This is a genomic window from Streptomyces griseorubiginosus, from assembly GCF_001514195.1.
GTDB lineage: Bacteria > Actinomycetota > Actinomycetes > Streptomycetales > Streptomycetaceae > Streptomyces > Streptomyces griseorubiginosus.
Genome location: NZ_KQ948741.1, coordinates 336,643 through 348,877, shown reverse-complemented (window position 1 = coordinate 348,877; position 12,235 = coordinate 336,643). Strand labels below are relative to the sequence as shown.

Here is a 12,235-nt window from a genome sequence, read left to right as displayed (position 1 = left end):
GGGCGGGCGATGTCAGTGGCGGGGTGCACCATGTGGTCATGAGCGTGCGCATCGACATCACGGGGCTGCGGCCGGAGAGGGTCGCCGTCGTGGCCTCTCCCCTGGCCGAGCTCGGGATGGCGCTGCACGCGCTGGCCGAACCGGGGCATCACCCGGGCCTCCAGGGCTGGGTGACCGGGGTGACGGCCCGCCTCGACCCGCATCTGGCCGACCGGATGTGCGAGGCGGACTTCCTGTGGCGGACGACGTTCTCGGACCTGTTCCTGCCGTTCGCCGGTGTCCCGGGCCGGACCACGCTTCCGGGGGCGACCATCGCCGAGGACCTGGACCTGCTCGACAAACTGACGGACGAGCAGTTCGTGGACGCGGCCCTGGAGTTCACCTGTGCGATGCCGTACTGCTCGCACGGCCCCAGTGCGCTCTCCGACACCGCGCTGCATCGCCGTGCCCTGGAGCTGGCCGCCTCGCGCGGGCCGCGGCAGGTGCGGTTCGCCGAGCGGCTGCTGACCGATCCGCCCCGGACCCGGGCCTGGCTCCGGCAGTTCGTGGAGGACTGCGAGGAGGCGTTCTTCGCGGACACCTGGTCCCGGCTGAGCCACCAGCTCGCGGCCGACGCCCGCCACAAGACGGACCTGCTGCGCCGCAAGGGCCTCGCGGAGGCACTGACCGCGGTGTCGCCTGCGGTCAAGCTCGACGAGGCCGGGAACCGCATCACGGTCGACAAGCTGGGCTCGGGCCACAGCGCGACCGCGGAGGGCGGCCTGCTGCTGGTGCCCACGAGCCTGGGCTGGCCGCACCTGAGCGTCCTGCACCGGTACGGCTGGCAGCCGGTCCTGCACTACCCGGTCGGCTCCCCCGAGCTCGCCTCCCCGCCCTCGGTCGAGGAGCTGGCCCTGCGGATGACCGCGCTCTCCCACCCGGTCCGCATGCGCCTGTGCCGTCATCTGGCCCGCAGCGCCTACACCACCAGCGAGCTGGCCCAGGTGCACGGCATGACCGCCCCGGAGATATCCCGGCACCTGAGCGTCCTGAAGAAGGCGGGCCTGCTCACCACCCGCCGCCGCGGCCGGTACGTCCTGCACCAGCTGGACGTCACCGTGGTGGCGAGACTGGGCAGCGACTTCCTGGAAGGGATCCTGCGCTAGCCGCGGGCCGTACCCGCGTGGGCCGGGCGCCGATCGCTGACCACGCCCTGCGCCTCACCGACGACCGCCCTGCGCCTCACCCCTCGGAGCCGCCGCCCTGCGCCTCACCCCTGGGAGCCGCCGCCCTACCGCCTCATCCCTGGGGGCCGCCGCCGCCCGCCCGTACCAGCCCCGTCTCGTACGCCAGGACCACCACCTGCACCCGGTCCCGGAGGCCCAGCTTGGTCAGGATGCGGCCGACGTGCGTCTTCACGGTGGCCTCGGACAGGACCAGCCGGGCCGCGATCTCGCCGTTGGAAAGGCCCTGCGCGACCAGCACCATGACCTCGCGCTCCCGGTCGGTGAGCCGCTCCAGCTCCTTGTACTGCGGCTCCTTGCCCGTGGTCGGCAGCATCGGCGCGAACCGGTCGAGCAGGCGCCGGGTGGTCGAAGGGGCGACCACGGCGTCGCCGCTGTGCACCGAGCGGATCGCCGTGAGCAGTTCACCGGGCGGGACGTCCTTGAGCATGAAGCCGGAGGCGCCCGCCTTGAGCCCGGAGAAGGCGTACTCGTCGAGGTCGAAGGTGGTCAGGATCAGCACCTTCGGCGGGTCGGGCTCCGAGCAGATGCGGCGGGTGGTCTCCACGCCGTCGAGCTTCGGCATGCGGACGTCCATGAGGACCACGTCGACGGCGGTCGAACGCAGCACCTGGAGGGCCTCCACCCCGTCCCCCGCCTCCGCGACGACATCCATGTCCGGCTGGGCGGCGAGCACCATCCGGAACCCGGTGCGCAGCAGCACCTGATCGTCGACGAGCATCACGCGGATCGTCATCGGTCCTCTTCCGTCTTGTCGGGGTCGTGAGTCATGGCGGGGTTCGGGAGTCCTGGCCTGGGGTCTTGAGTCATGTCGCGGGGTCGTGAGCAAGAGCGCGGGGGGCGTGACAGGTGTCAACAGGGGGCGTGCGTCGGCTTCAATGCGCCGGTTTGAGCGGCAGCAGCGCACTGATGCGGAATCCTCCGCCGGGCCGGGGCCCCGCGTCCAGGGTGCCCCCGACCATGCCGACCCGCTCGCGCATGCCGATCAGTCCGTGGCCCGCGCCGTCGGCACCGCCCTCCTCGTACAGCTCGTGCGGGGCGCCCTTGCCGTCGTCCTCGACGAGCAGACCGAGCCCGTCGTCGAAGTAGACCAGCCGCACGCTCGCACCCGCGTGGGGGCCGCCGTGCTTGCGCGTGTTGGTGAGCGCCTCCTGGACGATCCGGTACGCGGTGAGCTCGACGCCGCTGGGCAGCGGGCGTGGCGTGCCCTCGATCTTGAAGTCGACGGGGAGCCCGGAACCGCGGCACTGCTCGACGAGGTCCTCGATCTGCTCGACGTCGGGCTGCGGCACGTACTCGCCGCCCTCCTGGTGCTCGCCGGTGCGCAGCACGCCCAGCAGCCGGCGCATCTCGGCGAGCGCCTGGCGGCCGGTGGAGGAGATGGTCTCCAGGGCCTTCTTGGCCTGGTCCGGAGCCGCGTCGAGCACATAGGCGGCGCCGTCGGCCTGTACGACCATCACCGACACGTTGTGCGCGACGACGTCATGGAGTTCACGGGCGATCCGGGCGCGCTCGGCGGCGACGGCCACCTTGGCCTGCGCCTCGCGCTCCTTCTCCAGGCGGGCGTTGCGCTCCTCCAGCTGCGCGAAGTACGCACGGCGGGTGCGGATCGAGTCCCCGAGCACCCACGCCAGGGCGAACGGCACGGTCTGGAAGATCACGATCGCGACATTGCCCAGGGTGCTGGAGTGCTCCTCGGGCCAGCGCAGCTGGGCCAGGGGGGCGGCGCACAGGCCCATCGTCAGGGCCAGCCGGGAGGCCCAGCGGGAGGCCGTGGCGGCCACCGTGTAGACGATCACCAGGAAGGCGAAGTCGGCGGCCGTGGTCTCCACGTCCAGCACGAGCTGCGCCACCCCGAGCCCGATGGCCAGCAGCAGCATCTTCTCCGGCATCCGCCGGCGCAGGGCGATCACCAGGCACAACAGCAGGACGACCGGGATGATCGCGAGCGGGGACCCGGTCCCCTGGGACTCCCCACCGGCGGTTTCGCTCGCGAGCGCGATGCCGAACAGGACGACGGCCCAGAGGACGTCGACACCCGTCGGATGCCTGCGGAGGAAGTCATAGAGGCGCTGCACGTAACCCAGCGTAGGGAAGCGTGCAGTGTGCGGGGGTCAACCGGAGGACCGATCCGTACCGAGCGCGCGTACTCCCCAAGGTGGAGGCCGTGTTCCCCCGGGCGTCTAGCCTGACGGCGTGAGCGATGTCATGACCGATCCGACGGAGGAAGAACCCGCCGATTGCTGGACCGGCTGGCGGGCCGCCACCGAGGCCGCCCTGTACGGCCCGGACGGCTTCTACCGCGGACCGGAAGGGCCTGCCGGGCACTTCCGTACGTCCGTGCACGCCTCGCCGTTGTTCGCCGTGGCCGTGGCCCGGCTGCTGTGCCGCGTGGACGAGGCCCTGGGCCGGCCCGCCCGGCTCGACTTCGTCGACATGGCCGCGGGCCGGGGGGAGTTGGCCGCCGGCGTCCTCGCCGCCCTGCCCGCCGAGGTGGCCGCCCGCACGCGCGTGTGTGCCGTCGAGGTGGCCGACCGCCCCGCGGGCCTCGCTCACCGCATCGAGTGGCTGCCCGAGCCCCCGAGCGGCGTCCACGGGCTGCTGTTCGCCAACGAGTGGCTGGACAACGTACCCCTGGAGATCGCCGAGACGGACTCCTCGGGCGTACCGCGCCGGGTTCTCGTACGGCGGGACGGTCGCGAGCGTCTCGGGGAGCCGGTCTCCGGGGCCGAGGCCCGGTGGCTGGAGCGGTGGTGGCCGCTGCCGCCCGAGGAGGGGCTGCGGGCCGAGATCGGGCTGCCCCGGGACGAGGCGTGGGCGTCGGCGGCCGCGACCGTCGAGCGGGGCCTCGCGGTCGCCGTCGACTACGCGCACACGTCCGGCACCCGGCCCCCTTTCGGGACGCTCACCGGCTTCCGCGAGGGCCGCGAGACCGCACCGGTGCCGGACGGGTCGTGCGATCTCACGGCGCACGTGGCGCTGGACGCGTGCACCCGGCCCGGCGGACGCGTCCTGCGCCAGCGCGACGCCCTGCACGCCCTCGGCATCACGGGCGCACGCCCCGCGCTCGCCCTCGCCTCCACCGACCCCGCCGCGTACGTCCGCGCCCTCGCGCGCGCCGGAGAGGCCGCCGAGCTCACCGCGGCGGGCGGGCTCGGCGACTTCGGCTGGCTGATCCAGCCGGTCGGCATTCCGGACTCGTCCGTCGGCCGCAAGGCCCTACTTGTCGATGTCCCCGACCACGAAGAACAGTGACCCGAGAATCGCCACCATGTCCGCCACCAGCGTCCCCGGCAGCAGCTCGACCAGCGCCTGGATGTTGTTGTACGAGGCCGAGCGCAGCTTCAGCCGGTACGGGGTCTTCTCGCCCTTGCTGACGAGGTAGTAGCCGTTGATGCCGAGCGGGTTCTCGGTCCACGCGTACGTGTGCCCCTCGGGCGCCTTCAGGACCTTCGGGAGCCGCTGGTTGATCGGACCGGGCGGCAGCTCCGCGAGCCGGTCCAGGCAGGCGTCGGCGAGGTCGAGGGCGTTGTGGGTCTGCTCCAGCAGGACCTCGAAGCGGGCGAGGCAGTCGCCCTCCTGGCGGGTCACCACCTTCAGGGTGTCCTGGAGCTCGCCGTAGGCGAGGTAGGGCTCGTCGCGGCGCAGGTCGAAGTCGACGCCCGAGGCACGCGCGATGGGCCCGCTGACGCCGTAGGCGTGCACGGTCTCCGGCGCGAGGACGCCGACGTCCCGGGTGCGCCCCCGGAAGATCTCGTTGCCGAGCACCAGGTCGTCGAAGCGGTCCATGCGCGAGCGCACGGCGGCGACGGCGGCACGCGCGCGCGTGGCCCAGCCGGCCGGCAGGTCCTCCTTGAGGCCGCCGACCCGGTTGAACATGTAGTGCATGCGGCCGCCGGAGACCTCCTCCATGACGTTCTGGAGGACCTCCCGCTCCCGGAACGCGTAGAAGACCGGGGTGATGCCGCCGAGCTCCAGCGGGTACGAGCCCAGGAACATCAGGTGGTTGAGCACCCGGTTCAGCTCGGCGAGCAGCGTGCGGGTCCACACCGCGCGCGTGGGCACCTCCATGCCGAGCATGCGCTCCACGCCGAGGACCACGCCCAGTTCGTTGGAGAACGCCGACAGCCAGTCGTGGCGGTTGGCGAGCATGATGATCTGGCGGTAGTCGCGCGCCTCGAACAGCTTCTCCGCGCCCCGGTGCATGTAGCCGATCACCGGCTCGGCGCTCACGATGCGCTCGCCGTCCAGGACCAGCCGCAGGCGCAGCACGCCGTGGGTGGACGGGTGCTGCGGTCCGATGTTGAGCACCATGTCGGTGCTCTCCGCGGCGCCGCCGATGCCGACCGTGGTCTCCGTCGTAGGAGTCATGAACACAGTCTGACCTACGTACGCTGACCTCATGGAGACGGGGAGCGGGCGGGACACAGAGGTCGCGGGGGCCGAGCCGGTGTGGACCGGGCTGCCGCCGGGGCTGCTGCGGATGCGCCGGATGCTGCTGGTGGTGTGGCTGGGCCTGATCGCCGTGGGCCTCGGGGTGCTGCTCGGACTGCTGTGCGGGCCGGTGTGGGCGGCGTTCGCGCTGCTGCCGGTCGCCCTCATCGTCTGGGGCTGGGTGCTGATCGGCCGCAACTGGCGCTCCTGGCGCTACGCCGAGCGCGCGGACGACCTGCTGATCAGCCGGGGCGTGCTGTGGCGCGAGGAGACCGTGGTGCCGTACGGCCGCATGCAGCTGGTGGAGGTCACCTCCGGGCCCGTGGAGCGGCACTTCGGGCTGGCCAGCGTGCAGCTGCACACGGCGGCCGCGGCGACCGACGCCACCATCCCGGGCCTGGACCCGGCCGAGGCGGAACGACTGCGCGACCGGCTCACCGAACTCGGCGAGGCCCGATCGGCGGGCCTGTGACGACGCCGGGCGTCGACGACGCCGTACACGAGAAGGAGGCCGTCACCGAGCGGCGGCTGCATCCCATAACGCCGCTGAGGCGGGCGTGGGCGCCGGTGGCCGTCGTCATCGGGTGGGCGGTGCACGACCCGGACCAGGCGCAGCGCCAGCTGACCCGGCTGACGACCACGATGCTGTTGACCTCGCTCGCCGTCGTCGTCGCGGCCGGCGCCCTGTACGGCTTCCTCACCTGGTGGTTCACCCACTTCGCGGTCACCGACACCGAACTGCGCATACGGACCGGGCTGTTGTTCCGGCGCACCGCGCACATCCGGCTCGAGCGCATCCAGGCGATCGACGTGACCCAGCCGCTCCTCGCGCGCGTGGCGGGGGTCGCGAAGCTACGGCTCGATGTCGTCGGCACCGACAAAAAGGACGAACTGGCCTTTCTCGGGGAGCGCGAGGCGCGGGCCCTGCGCGCGGAACTGCTGGCGCGCGCCGCCGGGTTCGCTCCCGAGACCGCGCACGAGGTCGGCGAGGCACCGGCGCGCGAGCTGATGCGCACGCCCCCGCGCGATCTGGCGCTGTCCGTCGTACTGACCGGCGCCACCTGGATGAGCCTGCTCGCCGCCCTCGTCGTACCGCCGCTGCTGTGGTGGGCGACCGAGAGCCTGTGGACGGTCCTGGCGACCGCCGTGCCACTGCTCGGCGCGGCGGGCGCGAGCAGCGTGGGGCGGTTCGTCACCGAGTACGACTGGACGGTCGGGGAGTCCCCGGACGGGCTGCGCATCGACCACGGGCTCCTGGACCGCTCGCACGAGACGGTGCCGCCGGGGCGGGTGCAGACCGTGCGGATCGTGGAGCCGCTGCTGTGGCGGCGGCGCGGCTGGGTGCGGGTAGAGCTGGACGTGGCCGGGTCGTCCAACTCGGTGCTGGTCCCGGTCGCTCCGCGCGAGGTCGCCGAGGCGGTCGTCGCGCGCGTGCTGCCCGGCGTCGTGGTGCCGCCGCCGTCGGCGCTCGTGCGGCCCCCGCGGCGGGCCGGACGCTGTCTGCCCGTCTGGTGGCGTGGCCACGGACTCGCCGTCACCGACGCCGTGTTCGCATCCCGGCAGGGACTGCTGCGCCGCAGCCTGGCGCTCGTCCCGCACGCGAAGGTGCAGAGCGTACGGCTCGTCCAGGGGCCCTGGGAGCGGCTGTGGCGGATCGCCGAGGTGCACGTGGACACGGGGGCCAACAAGACCGTCACGGCCCGTCTGAGGGACGCCCAGGAGGCCGCGGAGCTGCTCCGGGCGCAGGCCGAGCGGTCGCGGACGGGACGCAGAGGGGCACGGCCCGACCGGTGGATGGTCTGACCGTGCCCCTCGGACACACCTGTGCGACCGTCAGGAGACCGCGCTGCGCAGTCCCTTGAGGTTGATCTGTTCCGTCTCGTCGTGGGCCGTCAGGTCGATGACCTGGCCGACGCCCCGGGACTCCTCGTCGGCCGGCTTGAACTCCGCCTCCGACTCGGCCTTGTGCAGCGCGAGCGCCTCCTGGCCGACGACGTCGGCGAGGTCCTCGTTCTGCACTGCCTCCAGGGCCTCGCTGGAGGCGCCCTTCGTGCCGAAGAAGTCGAACCCGCCCTCGACCCGCGGGCGTCGCTCGGGAGCCGTGGGCACGACGGCCACCGCGGTCGGCGCGATGAAGTGCCCGGCGGGCCGCCGCGGCGGCTGGGCCGCTCTGGCCGGGGTGGTGGCGGCCGCGCGCTCATGCCCGTCGACCGCCTCGGGCTTCCCCCGCGCCTCGTCCTCCTGCGCGGCCTCCGCCTCGGTACCGGCGGCGTCCGCCGGGCGCGCGGTGGCCTTCAGGGGCTCGGGCTCGGCCGGGGAGCTCTTCGGCTCGGCTGCCGGGTTGGTCTTGGCGTCGGCCTTCTTCGCGTCGGCCTGCTTCGCGTCGGCCTTCTTCGCGTCGGACTCCGCATCGGACTTCGCGCCGGACCTCGCACCGGACTTCGCGTCAGCCGTGGGGCCGCCCTTGCCGTCGGTCCCGGTCGCCGTGCCGACCGTGGTCTCCGGCTTGGTCTCGGTCGTCGGTTCGGCCTCGGTGTCCGCCTCGGTCACGGCCGGCTCGGCATCCGCGTCCGCTTCCTCGTCCGCTTCCGCCTTCGCTTCCGCCCCGGGCTCCCCGTCTCCGTCGCCGCCGTCATGAAGCCGCTTGAGCGCCGCGTCCGCCCGCAGCCACAGCCGCGAACCCTCGGGCGAGAAGACCGCGGGCCGCTCCGGGTTCTCGTCCTGCTTGTCCTTCGCGTCCGCGGTCCCGGAGGCCTTCTCGTCCGTGGCCTCCGCCGCCACCTCGACGTCGCCGGTCCCGGTCTCGCTGCCGGCTTCCGCGTCCGCCCCGTCCGCCGACGGCAGTTCACGCTCCGGCGCGGCCTCTATCTCCAGCAGCCGGCGGCCCTCCAGGGCGCTCGCCCGCTCGGTCTCCGCCGTGGCGTACCGCCGCAGCAGTGCCGCGTGTTCGTTGCGCAGCCCGGCCAGTTCCGCGCGCTTGGCCCGCAGTCGCTGCTCCAGCTTGGTGCGCAGCTCGCGCGACTCCTCGAGGTCGGTCTCGAGTTCGGCGACCCGCTCCTCGTGCCGCCACTCCTCGCTCGCACGCGCGCGCGTGAGGTCGGCGACCTGCTTGCCCGCCTGCGCGTCCCAACGGCGCATCACGGCCGCCCCCACGACCGCGACCGCCGCGGCGAACGCGGCTATCACGCGGAGCACGGCCTGCTGCGAGAACAGCCAGGGGCCGAAGGCGCAGAGAAGGGAGACGCCTGCGATTGCCGACGGAGGCAGCAGCCTGTGCAGAGGCGGGGAATGGCGGTGACGTCCACGTGGCATGGCCAGAAACTTACCGCGAGTAGGCGAAGCATGGTGCCCCGCCCCGTAAAAACACAGCCATCCCGCGGCCTTCACACGACATCAGGAATCAGAACAGTCGCGAATTCGGCTCATCGATCACTGAGTCGGCCACTGATCCACTCCAAGGTCGCCGGGATCTCCCGCCGCCAGGTGTTGAAGTTGTGCCCGCCGCTTTCGAGGATGATCGACGAGATCTGCGTCGTTCCCTTCGCCTTCACCCGCGCTATGAACTTCAACGTGTCCTTGTAGTTCGACTCGCCCTCTTTGCTGCTGGTGACGAGCAGTGAGGTGGCGGGAGCGGGCAGGTGCTCGATGCACCACCACAGGTTGGCGCGGTCGCGCAGCGCCTTGACGCCCTGGAAGAGGTCGCCCGTGGTGGGGTCGGTCGGCGCCTTGTAGTACGGGGACAGGCCCGCCCCCGCCGCGTAGACCCCGGGGTGGTGCATGGCGAGCTTCAGCGCGCAGTAGGCGCCCGTGGAGTCCCCGATGATTCCCCAGCTCCGCGGCCCCTTGGCCACGCGGTAATGCTCCGCCACCGCTCGCGGGAGGTCCTCGGCGAAGAAGGACTCGGTCTGCGGACCGCCGGGGATGTCCACGCACTCGGTGTCGCGCGGTGGCGCCACCGTCGGTCGCAGCATCACCAGGATCATCGGCCGCATACGCCCGTCCTCGACGAGTTCCTGAGCCGTGCGCGGATAGTGGAGTTTGTCCACCAGAGCCCGCGCGGTGCCCGGATAACCGGTGAGGACCACGGCCGCGGGGAAGCTGCGCCCGCGATAGCGCTCCTGGAAATACTCCGGCGGCAGATAGACGTACGCCGGCGAGGCGATGTGCGTGCTGCGGCCCACTATGTCGACCTGCTGGACCTGCCCGACCGACGACGGCCGAAAGCCGACCCTCCCGGGCACCGACCCGATCTCGGTCACGCGCAGGGGAGCAGCCGAACGGTCGCCCGAGGTGTGGTCGACCACCACCCCCTGGTCGGTCTCCCGGCCGAACAGGTCGGCCCAGGACGCGTAGAACCCGAAACTGTGGTTGACGAGGAGCCCCACCGACGCGAAGAGCGAGAGCTGCACCGCCAGCAGCAGCCCGACGCGGCCACTGACGGAACGCCAGCCCCGGCGGGCAAGCCGTGGCCAGAGCCACACCGTGCCGGCGAACAGCACCATGGCGGCCAGGACCGCCACCACCAGCGTGTTGTTGCTCGTGAGACCCATTGCTTGCTTTCGCTTTCCTCGGCCTTTGAAACGGCTTTGAGGAGATGAGTGAACCTCTCCTCACGAGACACCGTCCTAGAGGGCGCAATGTCGCCGGATGCCCGAATCGGGCTCCGGATCCAAAGTCACTCGCAGAACCACGGGATGCGATGTCTGTCAGGACAGATGAGGAAATGTCGGGCGGGGTTCCGATCCGATCAACACGGTTGCGGCGTGCACTGCACGGACCGCGCCCCGAGGCCGTCCCCGTCCTCGTCGCCAGAGCCTGCGCTCTCGTAGGACTTCTGGACATCGCCGCCGGCGTCTTCCCACGCTTCCGGCACAGCCGTATGCACACCCTCGCCGAGGTGCTGCCCGGCGCGCTCGGCCCGTTCGCGGCCGCGCTCTCGCTCAGCACCGGCGTGCTGTTGCTGCTGCTCGCCCACGGCCTCAGGCGCCGCAAACGCCGGGCCTGGCGGGCGGCGGTGGCCCTGCTGCCGGCGGGCGCGCTGGCGCAGTTCACCTACCGCCACTCGCTGCTCGGCACGGTCATCTCGCTCGCCCTGCTCGCACCGCTGCTGCGCCACCGCGACCAGTTCAAGGCGCTGCCGGACCCGCGCAGCAGGTGGCGCGCGCTCGCCAACTTCGTCCTCATGGGCGCCGGTTCGCTGGTCCTAGGCCTGGTCATCGTGAGCGTCCACCCGAACCGCATGGTGGGCGACCCGAGCCTGGCCGACCGTCTCACCCACGTCCTGTACGGCCTGTTCGGCTTCGAGGGCCCGGTCGACTACCAGGGCGACACCTCCTGGACGGTCGGCGTCTCCCTGGGCGCGCTCGGCCTGCTGACGGCCATCACGACGATCTACCTCGCCTTCCGCCCCGAGCACCCCGCCGCCCGCCTCACCGAGGAGGACGAGTCCCGCCTGCGGGCCCTGCTGGCCAAGCACGGCGGCCGTGACTCCCTCGGTCACTTCGCGCTGCGCCGCGACAAGGCCGTCGTCTTCTCCCCCAGCGGCAAGGCGGCCGTCACCTACCGCGTCGTCTCCGGCGTCATGCTCGCCAGCGGCGACCCGATCGGCGACGTCGAGGCCTGGCCGGGCGCCATCGAACGCTTCATGGACGAGGCCCAGGCCCACTCCTGGACACCCGCCGTCATGGGCTGCTCGGAGACCGGCGGTGAGGTGTGGACCCGGGAGACCGGTCTGGACGCCCTCGAACTGGGCGACGAGGCGGTGGTGGACGTCGCGGATTTCTCGCTCGCCGGCCGCGCGATGCGCAACGTGCGCCAGATGGTCAAGCGCATCGAGCGCGCCGGTTACGAGACCCGGGTCCGGCGCGTCCGTGACCTCGGGGAGACCGAGCTCCAGCGGATCCGGCAGGCCGCCGACGACTGGCGCGGCACCGACACCGAACGCGGCTTCTCGATGGCCCTCGGCCGCATCGGCGACCTCGCCGACGGCGACTGCCTCATCGCCACCGCCCACAAGGCCGACGACCAGCCCGGCCCCTACGGCGACCTCAAGGCGATCCTCCACTTCGTGCCCTGGGGCACCGACGGCGCCTCCCTGGACCTCATGCGACGGGACCGCTCGGCCGACCCCGGCATGAACGAACTGCTCATCGTCGCCGCCCTCCAGGCGGCCCCGAAGTTCGGCATCACGCGCGTGTCGCTGAACTTCGCCATGTTCCGCTCAGCCCTCGCCCGCGGCGAGAAGATCGGCGCGGGCCCGGTCCTGCGCGCCTGGCGCGGCCTGCTGGTCTTCCTGTCCCGCTGGTTCCAGATCGAGTCCCTCTACAAGTTCAACGCGAAGTTCCAGCCCCGCTGGGAGCCCCGCTTCGTCGTCTACCGGGCCTCCGGCGACCTTCCGCGCATCGGCTTCGCCGCCATGCAGGCGGAGGGCTTCGTCAACCTGGCCCTGCCGCTGCCGCGCTTCCTGCGCCGCCGCTCCAGCGCCGCACGCGTGTGTGCGCACACGGTCGCGGAGCGGGACGTACGAGCGGCCTGACCCTCGGCGGGACGCACGAGCGGCCGAACCGCTGCGGGACGCA

The 12,235-nt window shown here is 72.3% G+C and carries 10 protein-coding genes; 5 read left to right on the top strand and 5 right to left on the bottom strand.

The window, feature by feature from the left end; all coding sequences use genetic code 11:
- Nucleotides 1–38: 38 nt before the first annotated feature.
- The gene (locus tag AQJ54_RS31680; protein ID WP_062242949.1) at nt 39–1,145 is read left to right on the top strand and encodes a DUF5937 family protein; all 1,107 of its coding nucleotides are present in this window, start codon (nt 39–41) and stop codon (nt 1,143–1,145) included.
- 133 nt (nt 1,146–1,278) lie between these two features.
- Here AQJ54_RS31680 and AQJ54_RS31675 read toward each other — a convergent pair whose 3' ends face one another.
- Nucleotides 1,279–1,959, bottom strand: a complete 681-nt coding sequence (locus tag AQJ54_RS31675) for a response regulator transcription factor (protein ID WP_062242946.1) — start codon at nt 1,957–1,959, stop codon at nt 1,279–1,281.
- A 139-nt stretch (nt 1,960–2,098) separates the two neighbouring features.
- Entirely contained in the window at nt 2,099–3,301 is a 1,203-nt protein-coding gene (locus AQJ54_RS31670) for a sensor histidine kinase (protein WP_062033434.1), read from the bottom strand.
- Nucleotides 3,302–3,431: 130 nt separating this feature from the next.
- On the opposite strand from AQJ54_RS31670, the gene AQJ54_RS31665 reads away from it, so the two are divergent.
- Nucleotides 3,432–4,478, top strand: a complete 1,047-nt coding sequence (locus AQJ54_RS31665; RefSeq protein ID WP_062242943.1) for an SAM-dependent methyltransferase — start codon at nt 3,432–3,434, stop codon at nt 4,476–4,478.
- Here the strand turns inward: AQJ54_RS31665 and AQJ54_RS31660 are convergent.
- Nucleotides 4,443–5,594, bottom strand: coding sequence for an NADH-quinone oxidoreductase subunit D (locus AQJ54_RS31660; protein ID WP_062033539.1), 1,152 nt, complete (start codon nt 5,592–5,594; stop codon nt 4,443–4,445). The genes AQJ54_RS31665 and AQJ54_RS31660 overlap by 36 nt on opposite strands.
- 31 nt (nt 5,595–5,625) lie before the next feature.
- Between AQJ54_RS31660 and AQJ54_RS31655 the strand changes: the two genes are divergently transcribed.
- Both AQJ54_RS31655 and AQJ54_RS31650 read left to right on the top strand, forming a co-directional pair.
- Nucleotides 5,626–6,129, top strand: coding sequence for a PH domain-containing protein (locus AQJ54_RS31655; RefSeq protein WP_062033440.1), 504 nt, complete (start codon nt 5,626–5,628; stop codon nt 6,127–6,129).
- Nucleotides 6,126–7,460, top strand: a complete 1,335-nt coding sequence (locus tag AQJ54_RS31650) for a PH domain-containing protein (RefSeq protein ID WP_062033443.1) — start codon at nt 6,126–6,128, stop codon at nt 7,458–7,460. The genes AQJ54_RS31655 and AQJ54_RS31650 overlap by 4 nt, the downstream gene beginning before the upstream one ends.
- Nucleotides 7,461–7,490: 30 nt before the next feature.
- Here AQJ54_RS31650 and AQJ54_RS31645 read toward each other — a convergent pair whose 3' ends face one another.
- Both AQJ54_RS31645 and AQJ54_RS31640 read right to left on the bottom strand, forming a co-directional pair.
- Nucleotides 7,491–8,969: a hypothetical protein gene (locus AQJ54_RS31645; RefSeq protein ID WP_169808256.1), complete on the bottom strand. Its 1,479-nt coding sequence runs from the start codon at nt 8,967–8,969 to the stop codon at nt 7,491–7,493.
- Between the two features lie 110 nt (nt 8,970–9,079).
- Nucleotides 9,080–10,207 (bottom strand): alpha/beta hydrolase, encoded by a 1,128-nt coding sequence (locus tag AQJ54_RS31640; RefSeq protein WP_062033449.1) that lies wholly within the window; start codon nt 10,205–10,207, stop codon nt 9,080–9,082.
- 173 nt (nt 10,208–10,380) lie between these two features.
- Here AQJ54_RS31640 and AQJ54_RS31635 point away from each other — a divergent pair, with 173 nt between their 5' ends.
- The gene (locus AQJ54_RS31635; RefSeq protein ID WP_062033452.1) at nt 10,381–12,192 is read left to right on the top strand and encodes a phosphatidylglycerol lysyltransferase domain-containing protein; all 1,812 of its coding nucleotides are present in this window, start codon (nt 10,381–10,383) and stop codon (nt 12,190–12,192) included.
- The last annotated feature ends 43 nt before the right edge of the window (nt 12,193–12,235 follow it).

Coding starts and splice junctions, on each gene's coding strand:
- AQJ54_RS31680 (WP_062242949.1), top strand. CDS start 39: ATGAGCGTGCGCATCGACATCACGGGGCTGCGGCCGGAGAGGGTCGCC.
- AQJ54_RS31675 (WP_062242946.1), bottom strand. CDS start 1,959: ATGACGATCCGCGTGATGCTCGTCGACGATCAGGTGCTGCTGCGCACC.
- AQJ54_RS31665 (WP_062242943.1), top strand. CDS start 3,432: ATGACCGATCCGACGGAGGAAGAACCCGCCGATTGCTGGACCGGCTGG.
- AQJ54_RS31660 (WP_062033539.1), bottom strand. CDS start 5,594: ATGACTCCTACGACGGAGACCACGGTCGGCATCGGCGGCGCCGCGGAG.
- AQJ54_RS31655 (WP_062033440.1), top strand. CDS start 5,626: ATGGAGACGGGGAGCGGGCGGGACACAGAGGTCGCGGGGGCCGAGCCG.
- AQJ54_RS31645 (WP_169808256.1), bottom strand. CDS start 8,969: ATGCCACGTGGACGTCACCGCCATTCCCCGCCTCTGCACAGGCTGCTG.
- AQJ54_RS31640 (WP_062033449.1), bottom strand. CDS start 10,207: ATGGGTCTCACGAGCAACAACACGCTGGTGGTGGCGGTCCTGGCCGCC.
- AQJ54_RS31635 (WP_062033452.1), top strand. CDS start 10,381: ATGTCGGGCGGGGTTCCGATCCGATCAACACGGTTGCGGCGTGCACTG.